The 14,954-nt window shown below is 48.8% G+C and carries 10 protein-coding genes; 9 read left to right on the forward strand and 1 reads right to left on the reverse strand.

From position 1 onward, the window contains the following. Positions 1 to 3: 3 nt before the first annotated feature. From C6P39_RS15755 to C6P39_RS15790, 8 genes are all read left to right on the forward strand, one after another. Entirely contained in the window at positions 4 to 1,488 is a 1,485-nt protein-coding gene (locus C6P39_RS15755) for a UxaA family hydrolase (protein WP_104804406.1), read from the forward strand. 283 nt (positions 1,489 to 1,771) lie between these two features. Further along, positions 1,772 to 2,455, forward strand: a complete 684-nt coding sequence (locus C6P39_RS15760; protein ID WP_104805950.1) for a response regulator transcription factor — start codon at positions 1,772 to 1,774, stop codon at positions 2,453 to 2,455. Position 2,456: 1 nt separating this feature from the next. Beyond that, positions 2,457 to 3,473 (forward strand): sensor histidine kinase, encoded by a 1,017-nt coding sequence (locus C6P39_RS15765; protein WP_158661592.1) that lies wholly within the window; start codon positions 2,457 to 2,459, stop codon positions 3,471 to 3,473. A gap of 152 nt (positions 3,474 to 3,625) precedes the next feature. Then, the gene (locus C6P39_RS15770) at positions 3,626 to 4,306 is read left to right on the forward strand and encodes an ABC transporter ATP-binding protein (protein ID WP_104804408.1); all 681 of its coding nucleotides are present in this window, start codon (positions 3,626 to 3,628) and stop codon (positions 4,304 to 4,306) included. Continuing rightward, positions 4,303 to 6,690, forward strand: coding sequence for an ABC transporter permease (locus C6P39_RS15775; RefSeq protein ID WP_104804409.1), 2,388 nt, complete (start codon positions 4,303 to 4,305; stop codon positions 6,688 to 6,690). Before C6P39_RS15770 ends, C6P39_RS15775 begins: the two co-directional genes overlap by 4 nt. A gap of 149 nt (positions 6,691 to 6,839) precedes the next feature. After that, complete coding sequence (locus tag C6P39_RS15780; RefSeq protein WP_095171772.1) at positions 6,840 to 8,135, forward strand: ABC transporter substrate-binding protein; 1,296 nt, start codon at positions 6,840 to 6,842, stop codon at positions 8,133 to 8,135. A gap of 21 nt (positions 8,136 to 8,156) precedes the next feature. After that, positions 8,157 to 8,948: an alpha/beta hydrolase gene (locus C6P39_RS15785; protein WP_104804410.1), complete on the forward strand. Its 792-nt coding sequence runs from the start codon at positions 8,157 to 8,159 to the stop codon at positions 8,946 to 8,948. 8 nt (positions 8,949 to 8,956) lie between these two features. After that, the gene (locus C6P39_RS15790) at positions 8,957 to 9,847 is read left to right on the forward strand and encodes an AraC family transcriptional regulator (protein WP_104804411.1); all 891 of its coding nucleotides are present in this window, start codon (positions 8,957 to 8,959) and stop codon (positions 9,845 to 9,847) included. Positions 9,848 to 9,900: 53 nt separating this feature from the next. Here C6P39_RS15790 and C6P39_RS15795 read toward each other — a convergent pair whose 3' ends face one another. Next, positions 9,901 to 12,387, reverse strand: coding sequence for a vWA domain-containing protein (locus tag C6P39_RS15795; protein ID WP_104804412.1), 2,487 nt, complete (start codon positions 12,385 to 12,387; stop codon positions 9,901 to 9,903). A 157-nt stretch (positions 12,388 to 12,544) separates the two neighbouring features. On the opposite strand from C6P39_RS15795, the gene C6P39_RS15800 reads away from it, so the two are divergent. Beyond that, entirely contained in the window at positions 12,545 to 14,815 is a 2,271-nt protein-coding gene (locus C6P39_RS15800; RefSeq protein WP_104804413.1) for an adenosylcobalamin-dependent ribonucleoside-diphosphate reductase, read from the forward strand. Positions 14,816 to 14,954: the final 139 nt, after the last annotated feature.

Below are 14,954 nucleotides of genomic sequence, written 5' to 3' on the forward strand. Positions count from 1 at the left end.
AGTATGCAGGATTTTATTAAGATAAACAGGGAAGATATGGCAGCAGTTGCTTTGAAACCGCTGGAAAAAGGGACATCCATAACCGTGGACCATACGGAGATCACACTTCTTGAAGATATTCCCCAGGGGCATAAATTTGCCCTCTGTGATATTGTAAAGGGAACTCCTGTGGTTAAATACGGCGCCACCATAGGTTACGCAAAAGAAGATATTTTGAAGGGGAACTGGATTCATGTCCACAATCTGAAAACTTCACTGGGTGAGGTGCTGGAGTATCGGTACGAACCGGTTCCGCTCAAAGGGCTGACGGGTAAAAAAGCTTCTTTTATGGGATACAGGCGTGCCGACGGCACCGTGGGGGTACGGAATGAACTTTGGATCCTTCCTACAGTGGGATGTGTCTCGTCTGTAGCAAAGGCCATAGAGCAGGAAGCCAAAAAGCGGTTCCCTCTTGGGAATGTGGAGGAAATTGTGGCATTTGCCCATCCTTACGGCTGCTCCCAGATGGGGGATGATCAGGAAAATACAAGAAAAGTTCTGGCTGATATGATCCATCATCCAAATGCGGGAGGAGTTCTTGTACTGGGGCTTGGCTGTGAAAACTGTAACATTCCTGTTTTAAAAGAATATATCGGCGCGTATGATGAGGACCGGGTGAAATTTTTACAATGCCAGGATACGGAGGATGAGATAGAGGAAGCACTGGCTTTGCTTGGAGATCTCTACAAAAATGCAGATAAATGTGTCAGAGAAGAATGTGATGCAGGGGAATTGATCATCGGCATGAAATGCGGCGGTTCAGACGGCCTGTCAGGCATCACGGCAAATCCGGTGGTGGGAGCTTTTTCTGACCTTCTCATCTCAAAAGGGGGAACAACCATACTCACGGAGGTTCCGGAGATGTTTGGAGCGGAAACCATCCTTATGAACCGATGCGAAAACAGAGAAGTATTTGAAAAGACCGTTCATCTCATCAATGATTTCAAGGACTATTTCACAAGCCATAACCAGACGATCTATGAAAATCCGTCCCCTGGAAATAAAAAAGGAGGAATCTCCACACTGGAAGACAAGTCTCTTGGCTGTACCCAGAAATCCGGCTCTGCACCTGTGACGGATGTATTAAAATACACTGAGCGGGTCAGGAAAAAAGGGCTGAACCTTTTGTCAGCACCGGGGAATGATCTGGTTGCATCCACCGCATTGGCGGTTTCAGGAGCGCAGATCGTATTGTTCACGACCGGAAGAGGAACACCGTTTGCATCTCTTGTTCCCACTGTAAAGATTTCTTCTAATTCTGGATTGTCTGCTTACAAAACAAACTGGATTGATTTTAATGCGGGCAGGATGGTGGAGGATAAGACGAAAGAGGAACTGGCAGAAGAATTATTCCGTTATATTATAGAGGTGGCATCCGGAAAAAAAGTCAAAGCGGAAACAGCAGGGTATCATGACATTGCAATCTTCAAACAGGGTGTAACTCTGTAGTAAGAATATCGTAACTATTCAGTAGGTCTGCGCATTCACTGCGCTGACCGTAAGAAAGTGTACCACGGCCAAGCAAAAATCCCATCGCCAAAGGCGATTCTGCATGGATTTTTGCCTGTAACTGTGAGGGTACTGAACAGTTACAGAATATCTATGTACATAAGAAAAAAGATAGTGTATACTTTTCAGTAAAACAGCGGCAGCAGAAGCGTATTGTGCAGAGGATCGGAATCGGCAGATGATCCTGCATGCCGGAAAAGAAAGAACAGGACAGTGGACAGATATGAGCAAGGTATTGATCATTGAGGATGACGAAATATTAAATGCGGGCCTCTGCTTTCACCTTCAAAGAAAGGATATTGAAGTGGAACCTGCGTATACACTGACAGAGGCGGAGGAATATTTAAAAGGACATGAGCCGGATCTGATCCTTTTGGATGTGAATCTGCCGGATGGGAACGGGTTTGAGTTTGCCAGGAAAGTGCTCACAAAACAGTCCGCTGCCTTTGTTTTTTTGACAGCCCACAATCTGGATGATGATGTGATCCAGGGACTGCAGCTTGGAGCGGATGATTATATCACCAAGCCATTCAGCATCCGAGTGGTGGTGGAGAAGATACAGACTATTTTGCGGCGGTGTACCAAGGCGGAGGAGACTTCCCGTGTATATACCTGCAAAAACCTGGAGGTGGATTTTGAGAAAAGAACAGTCAGCAGGGACGGACAGATACTGACACTGACGCCCACGGAATTCAGTCTGCTGGAGCTTTTCTGCAGAAATCCAAACCGAATCTTGTCAAAGGAGATACTGCTTGAAAAGATCTGGGATGACAGGGGGAATTATGTGAATGACCACGCACTGACATTAAATATCAGCAGACTGAGAGGTAAGCTGGAGGATGGGGAGAACAGCTACATAAAAACCGTGTACGGCATGGGCTATGAATGGATGGGAGGCTGCAGATAATATGAAAAAAATCGTCGGGGCTGTTCTCATAGCGATCCATTTTCTGGCGGTGTGCGGGGGGAGCTTTTTTCTCTTCCTGCAGCCGGTTCCGTTTGAAACAAAGCTGGTTCTGTGGGCGGTGCTGTGGGGATTGTGGGCTGCCGGAATGGGCAGCTTTCTTTACTATAGAAAGCAGTATGTGGATCATTGCAGGCAGGTGTGTTTTTATGCCCGGGAAATTATGAAAGGGAATCCTTGCGCCGGTGTGCAGAATCAGGAGACTCTGACCTCCAAAATGGTCATGGAGATTCAGAAAACGGGGGAGATCCTGGAAGCCAGGGCCAGTATAGCGGAAAAGGAGATAGCAGAGACCCAGCAGATGGTATCTGACATCACCCACCAGTTGAAAACCCCCATAACCAACATAAAGATGTACGGGGATACCCTCTGTGAGGAGACGCTGTCCGGGGAAGAGGAACGTCAGTTTATTCAGATCATTGGGCAGCAGATCAAAAAACTGGAATTTCTCATTGACTCTCTGGCTAAGATGTCACGCCTTGAGAGCAAAATGATGCATATGCATCCTGATAACTGCAAGATGATCCATACCGTAACACAGGCTGTAAATACAGTAAGATCCAGGGCAGAGGAGAAGGGGATCGAACTGCAGGTAAACGTCAGGCCAACGCTGGAGGTCAGCCATGACAGTAAATGGACCGCAGAAGCTTTGGGCAATATCCTGGACAATGCAGTGAAATATACGGACAGCGGCGGGAAAATATCCGTAAATGCCCAAAACCTGGAAATGTATGTTGTGATCTCTGTAAGTGACAATGGAATGGGCATAGATCCCAGACATTACAACCAGGTTTTTCAGAGGTTTTACCGGGAGGCAAAGGCAGCGAAAACAGAGGGACTGGGTATCGGATTATACCTGGCCAGGCAGATCATCACTTTGCAGGGCGGATACATCAAAGTAAGATCAAATGAGGGACAAGGCACAAAATTCCAGATATTTCTTCCGAAAAAGGCGGCGTGAGGCCGCCTTTTCTGTATGGGCGGGCGGAGTTTCGACGGATACATATGGGATCAGAAAGATATCAATATTGGTACTATTGATACAGGATATTGATACCGGATTGAGAGAATAGACGGCTATAATGGATTTATAAGAAGAAAGGGGAACGGATTATGAATATATTACAGACAAGAAATCTCACAAAGTATTACGGAAAAGAGCCGCTCTTGGTAAAAGCTCTTGACGGTATCAATATGGAAATCGAGCAGGGGAGTTTTACTGCCATTGTAGGCCGGTCCGGTTCAGGCAAGAGTACACTTCTGCATATGCTGGGAGGGCTGGACTGCCCCACAGGAGGCAGTGTGATGGTGGACGGACAGGAGTTAAGCGGGCTTGACAGCAATGAACTGACCATTTTCAGGCGCCGTAAGATTGGATTTGTTTTTCAGAATTTTAATCTGATGCCGAATCTGAATGTGTATGACAATATCGTCCTGCCCATAGAGCTGGACGGACGCGGTGCGGATGAAGATTACGTGAAGGAGATCGTAACGGTCCTGGGACTTGAGGATAAACTGAAGAGAAAACCGGGAAAGCTCTCCGGCGGGCAGCAGCAGAGGGTGGCCATTGCCAGGGCATTGATCACAAAGCCGGCTATCATACTGGCAGATGAGCCAACAGGAAACCTGGATACCCAGACAAGCCAGGAGGTGCTGGGGCTGTTTCAGGCAGCCGGTAAAAAATTCCATCAGACACTTGTCATGATCACTCACAATGAGGAGATCGCCCAGGTGGCGGACAGGACCATCCGGATCGAGGATGGAAAGATTGTTGAGAGTGGGTGGTCTTCATGAGCATTGACAAAAATAATAACAGAGGTGTGGTGTGGAGAGTTGCCGGGAGTAACTTAATGGGGAATAAACTCCACAGTTTTTTTACGGTCCTGACCATTATCCTGGCCGTGAGTCTCATAAGCGGTCTGGCTATGGTCCAGAAATCAGGCGAGAAAGAGAAACAGCGGATACTGGATACCATGCAGCAGGTCATGTATATGAATATCACGGACCGGCAGATGGAGGGTCTGGCCGGTGACCGGCAGACAGAGCTGCTGGTGCCCTATAAAGAGGGCAGTGAGATCAAGGAAAGCGGAGTAAAGATGTATCCGTTCTATATAGAGAGCCGCAGCAGCGGAATTGTCACTTTCACTCCCCAGGATGGGAAAGTGCCGGAACAGGAAAATGAGATTGCTGTGGATATCCAGCTTTTAAAAGCCCTGGGAAAAGAGGTGAAAATAGGGACAGAGCTGGAACTGTCCTTTACGGAGGGAGAGCAGGAGACCTTTGTAGTCTGCGGTCTCATGGACCGGGGCAGTGAGATGAGCAAATATCCTGTCTACGTGTCAAAAGCATATGCAGACAGAGGCGCAGGGCTTTGGGATATCCCGTATACAGCCCTGGTTAAGATAGTCGGTGCAGGTGATATGCAGATATCCGAGTTCGCAGGGGCGGTGGATGCCCTTGCTGTCAGATATGGAATCGAGAGAAACCAGATCAATGTAAACGGGAACTTTGAATACTCCCTTCAGAAAAGCAGCATGACGCTTTTGATCGTCATGGTAGGGATCATCGTATTGTTTGCCGCTGCAGTGGTTATCTACAGTATTTTCTATCTGTCTGTGACAGGCCGGATTCAGCAGATTGGGCAGCTCAGAACCATAGGTATGACTAAAAAACAGATCAACCGGATGATCCGCAGGGAGGGGCTTATGCTCAGCGCCATTGCCATTCCTGTGGGGATAGGGATAGGAAATGTGTTCGCATATTTTATCAAGCCTGATGGCTGGGATGTGAAAAACTGTCTGCTCACTGCCTGTGCCTGTGCCGCCTTTGGAATACTCTCGGTTCTCTTTTCCGTAGGAAAGCCCGCGAAGATGGCAGGAAGTGTTTCCCCTGTGGAAGCGGTAAGATACGCTGGGGATGACCGTGATACAGAGGGGAAGGACAGACCGCACAAGAGACTGTCAGCGTGGACGCTGGCAAAGAGCAGCCGGAACAGCAACAGGAAAAAGGGTGTCCTGACCACCGTGTCGCTGGCAATAGGAGGCGTATTGTTCATGGTGGGCGCAGCTTACATGGCAGCATGGGATACGGATGAATATTCCAGATTGGGAGAATTTGAGGACTGGGAATATATTGTGGACTATGCATACGATGCCCATGGCAATGCGCAGAAGTATGGAATCACGGACCTGCAGAGACAGGGAACCCTGGATGACCGGCTAAAGGAGCAGCTGGAACACATCCCCCATGTAAGAGCAGTTCTGAGAGAGATCACTACCCAGGCAATTATCCGGGATGGAGACAAAGAGGTCCTGGTAAATGTATATCCTGTGACAGAGGAAAATAAAGAAAGGCTGGACTCCCTGCTGGATGAAGGAAGCACAGACACGCTAAAGGATGATGCTGTCATTATAGTGAATAACAAAATGATGAGATCCATCTTTGATATATCTCTGGATATGGGGAAGAAAGTAGGGGTAGAGTGGTATAACGGCAGTGTTCAGCAGCGTGAAGTGCAGATTACAGGTGTACGGGAAAGCAGTGACGTGGACAGAAAGCTGGAAGACGGCATATATATTACGGAACAAGCCATGGATGAAATGTGGTCCGGTATGAACAAGACTTCCTCCTTTCTTGTAACCGCAGAGGATTTCCGGAAAAACGGGGAAACCATCGAAGCCAACATACTGGACATCCTGGATGAGCATAAAAACTTGAGACTTCGGACTCTAAGAGAGAAAAAGATTGATGATGAAGCACAGATAAAAAATCTGAATACACAGATTTACGGCCTTACCGTTTTTATCATCATATTCAGTATTTTTAATATGATCAACACCAACATCAGCAGTATTACGGCCAGAAGGAGAGAATTTGCCATGCTGGAATCCATCGGGATGGAGAAACGGCAGATCATGAAAATGCTCTGTATTGAAAATATTTACCTGGCAATACCGAATATTCTGATCACGTTTGCTGCCGGCGGACTGGCTGGGTTTGGCACGGTGTGGGCATTCAGAAAATTTGTGGGGGCCGCCTATATGCATTATCAGTTTCCCGTGGCAGAATACTGCATTTATGCGGTGTGTATGCTGCTGGTGCCCATGCTGATCACGGCCATCTGCCTGAGCATGCAGAACAAAGATCCTCTGGTTACGAGGATCAATTACACAGATTGACATAGACAAATGAAAAGAAAATGACACATTAGGTTATGAGCCTCATACATTACTCTATTTTATCGCCGCCTGGGATTTCTTATAATAGTAACAAACAGAGGGTTCCGGAACGCCGCCTGTAAGTCCATAGCAAATAAAGGAGATAAGGTATGAGGTTAAAAAGAATAAGTGCGGTTTTACTGGCAGCGGCTGCAGCGGCAGCACTGGCGGCCTGTGGGCAGGATGCTGACAGTCAGAAGAAAGAGAGCAGCGGCAAAGCAGAGGAAAAAAGTGACAAAGTGCTGTCAGTTATGACATGGGATGACAATCAGGCAAAAGGCCTTCAGAAGATCTTGGATGATTTTACGAAAGAGACGGGGATCAAGGCGGAGACAGGCGTAGTTAAATGGGATGAATACTGGACCATGCTGGATGCAGGAGCCAGGGGAGGCACACTCCCGGATGTGTTCTGGATGCACTCCAATGAGGCGGAACGGTATATGACCAATGGGCTGCTTCTGGATCTGACAGACAAGATAGAAGGCAGCGACAAGATTGACCTTGCCAACTACCCGGAGGATATTGTAGAATTATATAACAATGATGATAAGCAGTACGCAGTGCCAAAGGATGTGGATACCATTGCCCTGTGGTATAACAAAAAAATGTTTGACGAGGCAGGGGTGGAGTATCCCACGGCTGAGTGGACCTGGGATGATGTGTTTGAAGCAGCGAAAAAGCTCACAAAAGAGGACGGCAGCCAATACGGCCTTGCCATGCGAAATGACAACAATCAGGCAGGCTATTACAATATGATCTATGACAATGACGGCTATATTATCTCTGAGGATAAGAAGAAATCAGGCTGGGATGACCCAAAGACCATTGAGGCTATGGAGATGCTGGAGAGCTGGATCCAGGCAGGTGTCATGCCATCTCTGGAAACCATGTCGGAAAATGGGGAGGACGTATTGTTCCAATCCGGTAAAATTGCCATGACCTTCCAGGGTTCCTGGATGCTTGCTTATTTCAAGGACAATGAATATACAGCCGAAAATTGTGACTGTGTGGAACTTCCCATGGATGCGGAGACCGGAAAAAGAGTGTCCATCTATAACGGACTGGGCTGGGCAGCCGCCGCAAACGGAGAAAACACAGAGGATGCCTGGAAACTGATCGAGTACCTGGGATCAAAAGAAGCCCAGATCAAACAGGCAGAGCTTGGAGTCACCATGTCCGCCTATAAAGGAACCTCAGATGCATGGGCAAACTCCGCTGATTTTAATCTGGAGGCTTATCTGCATATGATGGATGATATGGTCATCCGTCCATACTCCAAGACTACAGTGGCCTGGGAGAATAAGGCGAATGAGATCTTAAAGGAAGTTTACGCAGGAGACAAAACCATGGCAGATGCCTGCAGGGAAATCGCGGGATTTATGAATGAGTCCCTGGCAGAAGAATAAGTATAGAAAGAGGTAAGAGGCATGGCTTTGCTTCAAGTTGATTTTTTTTCCGAGGTGCTGGGAATGTGCACAAAGATGTCCGTGATCCTTCCGCAGAGGACCAGCAGGCAGATTGGCATGACAGGTGCAGTGAAGGATGGGAAATATCCCGCCGTTTTCCTGCTGCACGGTATGACCGATGATCATACCACATGGTGCAGGCGGACTTCCATAGAGCGCTATGTCAGTGAACTGGGAGTTGCCGTTATCATGCCCGAAGTACAGTTGGGCTGGTATACGGATACAAAGTACGGAATGCGGTACCAGACTTTTATATCCAGAGAGCTTCCCGGCATCTGCCGGGAATTTTTCCCTAATATCTCTGACAGAAAAGAAGACATCCTGGCAGCAGGTGTGTCCATGGGCGGTTATGGGGCGTGGAAAGCAGCTCTTGAGGGCAATGAGAATTTTGGAGCGGCAGCAGCTCTGTCCGGTGCTTTGGATATTGCGGCCAGCCTGGAAAGACACAGGAAGGAAAATCCCAGGGAGCAGGAGTTCTGGAATGGGATTTTCGGAAGCCGGGAGTCTGTGAAAGGTTCCTCCAATGACCTGTGGGAACTGGCAGGCAGAAGAAAAGCATCCGGCAGCCCCATGCCAAGGCTCTATGCGTGGTGCGGCAGGCAGGATTTTCTCTATGAGGACAATCTGCATACCTGGGCGCACATGAGAGATCTGGGAATTGAGGTGACCGCCAGGGAGTCGGAGGGGAACCATACCTGGGACTGCTGGGACATGCAGATTCAGGATGTACTGCAATGGTGGCTTGACAGATAGGAGGAATTATGGAGCATGATCCGGGGACGAATTTAAGGTTTAAAGCTTTTTTGGATAATGAAAGCCAGGATTCCGTGGAGCTGGCACTGAATTACTGCGGCATTGAGGAGTGCAGGCCGGGTTATCACCACAGTCCCCCAAAACGCTCCATTTATCTGATCCACATTATCCTGAAAGGGAAGGGGACACTGGAGATCGGGGACCAGACCTTTCAGCTTGGGGCAAATGACGCGTTTTTGATACCGCCATACATAAAAGGCAGCTACAAGGCAGACAGAGAGGAGCCATGGGTTTACATGTGGATAGGCTTCTCCGGTCTGAAAGCCTATGAATGTCTCACACAGGCAGGATTTGGACAGCAGAGGTTAGTCAGACAGGTGACATGTACAAAACACCTTCATGAGATCATCCGAAAGATGCTGGAAATACCGCAGCTTACCCTGGTCAATGAACTGAGAAGAAACAGCATGATGCAGTGGTTTTTGTCTGAACTGATCCAGGAGTACCAGACGCTCCACAAAACTCCGGACACATATCCCTATTCCATGGGGGCGTACGTCAGCTACGCAAAGGGGTTTCTGGTGGAGAATTACAACAAGAAAGTCAGGGTAAATGAGCTGGCGGACCAGATAGGCATCAACAGAAGCTATCTGGCAAAGAGTTTTAAGAAAATGCTGGGCTGTTCCCCTCAGCAGTTCCTTGTAAACCTGCGCATGGAGAAAGCGGTGGCTATGCTGAAGAACACAGAGTTTCCCGTGAATCAGATCGCGGCGGAGGTGGGATATGAAAATCCCCTGACATTTTCCAAAATATTTAAGCAGAGATACGGGATCAGCCCGAAAAATTACAGGGCATCCGCCGCCACCTTTCCAACGGCACAGGATGATCGTGTGGAATAAGCAGAAGACAGGACTGCGCATAAACGGAAAGGTTTATGCGCAGTTCTTTTCGTCTATCTGTGTACATAGTATAGTTTCAAAACATTGTCGCCTTTACATAGATCAAGGCAGCAGGCAGAGGCACCCACATATCTCCAGCAGGGGATACGCCGGACGCACCGGCATACAGGGATCTTTGTGCAGGCACTGACATTTTCCACCAATTTGTCAGGGCAGATGCGTCTGCCCGTACGGCGGTCCAGGTACTGGATCACATAACTTGCAAAACCGTCTTGTACTTCAATGGATGCATTGTCATGGAGAAGACCGCTTGGGGTTTCCAGAACGGCAAAATCAGGAATGATGTGGTCACAGCAGTCTGTTTTATACTGGAAAGTAAATTCTCGGACGCTGTTGGCAGGGACGGTCAGGTTTTCTGCCAGAATCCGCCGGTCTGTGCTGTGTATGGCTTCTTCCAAAGTGGCCGCGCCTGCCGCCTCGTAGAGCAGAGGGAAGGCGGCCTCAGAATCTGTGTGGTTTCCCACTGCAACGCGATAGAAAGCTGTTTGGCAGGCAGGGATCTTCAGAGATTTATATTTGGTATTTTCCGGGGAAATGCCCACGAATTTTTCCACTGTATAGGCAGGGCAGCAGGATACAACAGGGGTCTGGAAATAGAGGCTGTGGGGCGGATCGCTGTAGGTAAGGTCACTGTTGTCCGCTGTGAGATGGCTGGGCTCTGAATAGGAAGCATAGGTTTCCTCGTCATTGTCTGTATGCAGATGGGTTCCGTACGCGGAACCTTTGCCTTTTATCTCATACATTAAGCGTACTTTGGCCTGGCTGTCAGAGGATGCAATGGGGAAGGGCACTGCCCCCAGGTCAACAGTGATGACACCGCCTGCCACATTTCCATCGCTGACATCCGGCAGAAGCGCCGGTTTTTGATATACGGTATAATCCGGGGCTGAGGGGTCTGTAATGTCAGGGGCACTTTTGGATTTCAGCTTTATGCCGTCCTGTGTGCCGCTGATGCGGAGCGAACCCGGGACATAGTCAAAAAGAGCGGTATTGATGGTATCCGTGATCGTGACGCGAAGGCTTCCGGTCAGGACCAGAAGATTTTTAACAAGACGCTCCAGCTCCTCAATGATGGGATTTTCGGAACCGTTCTCCGCTGCCTCATGCAGATAGGAGCCTGTGGTGGCAATGGTGCGCATGATATCCAGAACGTCCTCCTTTGTATACGGACCGGGGGTCTGTGCGCCGATTTCTATACCCAGTACGAATACGGATGCATTGCCGTCTTTTGAGTCCTTGAGTTTTTCTGATATCTGCCAGGCGCGCTGAAGGGCAAGTATCAATTCATCGTAAGTGGCGGAACGGTTTCCAATCTCAGAGATCAGATTCGGCAGTGTCTGCTGCAGATACATAAAGTATCTCCAGGGGCCGCCGGGAATGTCAGGGAAAAAGTCGCTGTCCACGCTGTCAGGCTGTGCGTAGATTTGGGAATATGCAGGGTTTACGGAACGGTTGGCCTGGCCGTCCGTTATGAGGATCACAGCCCTTCTCAGAATATCCTCCGACTGGGCAAAGCCCGGTGTCTTAAAAAAGTTGTAGGCCTCCCTGAGCCCTGCTTCCGTGTTGGTATCCTCGCCGTATGGGATTGCCCAGATCAGGTTATCCAGGATCGTATTGTTTTGGTACCCATTGTCATGCATGCTGTAGGGGAGCTGGGCCGGGGTCAGTTCTCTATTGTCTGCCACGGCTTCTATAAAATTCCCGGTATAAGCCTGAGGGTCCTGCGCATATACGGAGGCCAGATAATCCTCCAGAACGGTGTCCGGTTTTGGGCTGCCGTCAGCATTATAAATATCAGAATACCGGATCTTATAATAATTGTAATAATTATAAAGGCTCAGTTCCACACTGGCAGCGATCGGTCCAGAACTCTGCATGTAAGCCGGGATATCTGTGGCAGACACATAGCTGCCGTTCCGGTAGCCCAGAATCTGTCCGATCATGTTGCCGCCGGTAGTGGAGCGTCTCCAGGTGAACAAGGTGCCCAGATAATTATAGGAAAGGCCGCCCTCCGGTTGGGGAATGTAGGCATCCCGGGCGAAGGGGATGATAGTGATCACCGTTTCCCTGTTTTTTTGCCAGAGCATTTCTATGGTCTGTATCAGCGCTCTTTTGGCAAGTGCCATTTTCCGGCTCCCCCCTGACATCATGCTGGCTGTCACGTCCAGCACAAATATAATATCCAGGGAGTGAGGCGGATAGTAAGAATACATCAGCGGGTTTCCCTCTATATCAAGGGTGACCGTGCCGGTACAGCCGGCCACGGCACCTTTTGAAATGCTAAGCCGGTCAGAAAAGTGTAGATTTCCACCGGAACCCATATTTTCGCCTGCATCGTATACGACAGTTTCTCCGGAGGAGATCCAGTAATCGGATTCCCGGGGATCATCGGTAGGACGGATCATGTCATATCCGCCTATAAATTCAGGGTTTTGTTGTCCCGGCCCCTGGAAGGGACAGGGAATTTTGTTTTCAGACATAGCAATACCTCCAATCAATTTAGTATATTAGAGCAAAAGGAGTTATGTACCAAAATTTAAAGACAACCGTGTAAAACTTATGGTTCAAACCTTGATTTACCCTATATATTGTGGTAATATAAAAATCGTTGACTAAATCTGGATAAGGAGCGATGTTATGACAATAGAAGAGTGGCTAGGTGAGGAGAACCAGCTTGGAATGGATATCTGGGCAAAGAAATACTGCTGTGAAAACGAGGATTTCGAGGCCTGGCTTACAAGGATCAGTGGGGGAAATGAAGAGATTGGAGCGTATATCAGACAGAAGAAATTCCTGTTTGGCGGAAGGATCCTCTCAAACAGAGGTCTTCAAAAACAGAACAGAAAAGTGACATACTCTAACTGTTATGTTATTGCACCCCCTGAGGATGAGATAGAAAGTATTTTTGACTGTGCAAAAAAACTGGCGCGCACCTACAGTTATGGCGGCGGATGCGGCATTGATATATCAAAGTTAAGTCCCAGGGGAGCAAAGATCAACAATGCGGCCAAGGAGACCAGCGGCTCTGTGTCTTTTATGGAGCTGTATTCTTTGGTCACTTCTCTGATCGGGCAGAACGGAAGGCGCGGGGCGCTGATGATCTCCATTGACTGTTCCCACCCGGATGTGCAAGAGTTCATTGATCTGAAGACAGACCTGGACAAAGTGACAAAGGCCAATATCTCCATCCGTATCCATGAGGATTTTATGGAAGCGGTAAAGGAAAATAAGGATTATCTTCTGCACTACACCAGGGAAGTGACGGGGGAAGTGATCGAGAAGACTGTAAATGCCAGGGAGCTGTTCAGAAGGATCGCGGAGACGAACTGGGATTATGCAGAGCCGGGTGCGCTATTCTGGGACCGCATCACAGGCTGGAATCTGTTAAGTAATACGGAGGATTTTGTCTATGCCGGTGTAAATCCATGTGCCGAGGAACCGCTCCCGGCAGGGGGAAGCTGTCTGCTGGGAAGTGTGAATCTGGCAGAATTTGTTGAGAATGCATTTACAGATACAGCCTTCTTTGATTTTGACAGCTTTAAGAATTGTGTTCGGGCATCTGTAAATGCGCTGAATGAGGTTCTGGAAGAAGGTCTGCCCCTGCATCCTTTGGACGAGCAGAGAAAGAGCGTGGAAAAATGGCGCCAGATTGGGCTTGGCATCATGGGGCTTGCGGATGCGCTTATTAAGCTGGGTATCACCTATGGGGAGGCCGAAGCTGTGGAAATGTGTGACAAGATTGGATTTGCCATGGCAGATGCAGCCATTGCAGCCTCCGCGAAGCTTGCCAGGGACAAGGGCGCTTTTCCCGCCTGCTGTGTGGACGAGATCATGGAGACGCCGTATTTTACGGCGAACACCACAGAGAAGACAAGAGGCCTTGTGAGCAAATACGGCCTGCGTAATTCACAGCTTCTGACCATAGCCCCAACGGGAACCCTGTCCACCATGCTGGGGATTTCCGGGGGGATTGAACCTGTGTATGCCAATTACTATGAGCGGAAAACAGAATCCCTGCACGGAACGGATGTCTATTACAAGGTGTACACTAAGATTGTGGAAAACTATATGAAGAGGTTTGAAATAAAGGATGACAAATCCCTGCCGGAATATTTTGTCACAGCCATGACACTGGATTACCGTCAGAGGATTGATATGCAGTCTGTATGGCAGAAGCATATTGACGCGTCCATAAGCTCCACGGTGAATGTGCCGGGCAGCTTTACTGTGGAGGAGACGGAGAGCCTGTATCTTTACGCCTATGAGAGCGGGTTAAAAGGAATCACCATCTTCCGTGACGGCTGCAGGCGGACCGGGATCCTGAACACCAAGGAGACCAAGAAAGTGACTGCTGGAGAAGGGCTGAAGAGAGGCGATATCATCCTGGTCACAGACGACGTGGTGGGCAAAAAGCGCAAACTCATTACCGGATGCGGAAGCCTTCACTGCATCGCGCTGTTTGACCCCCATACAGGCGCGCTTTTGGAAACTTATCTGAGCAAAGGCTCCACAGGAGGCTGCAACAACTTCATGGTTGGGCTTTCCAGAATGATCTCCATCAGTGCCAGAGGCGGGATTGATATTGAGACCATTGTGGACCAGCTCAATTCCAGCGGTTCCTGCCCCTCCTACACAGCGCGCAGGGTGACCAGAAAGGATACCAGCAAAGGAGCGTGTTGTCCAATGGCGGTGGGAAATGCCTTGATGGATATGTATAATGAAATGCAGGCAGAACTTGCCCAGAGGAAAAAAGAGGAAGGCAGCCATTCACACAAGAAGGCCCCAAAAGCCAAAGCTGTGACCGAAGCGGAGACAGAGAGAATGTACTGCCCGGAGTGCGGGGAACCCCTCGTCTTTGAGGAGGGCTGCAATATCTGTAAGAGCTGCGGATGGAGTAAATGCCATTAAGTATTTACGGGTTATGATCCAGAGGACTGCCGTACAGTTTGCAAACAGACTGTGCGGCGTTTTTAAGGTGAAGGATCAGGACTGCCGTACAGTTTGCAATTAGATTGTGTTGCGTTTTTAAGGTGAAGGATCAGGACTG

This window comes from Blautia marasmi (assembly GCF_900258535.1).
Lineage (GTDB): Bacteria > Bacillota > Clostridia > Lachnospirales > Lachnospiraceae > Blautia > Blautia hominis.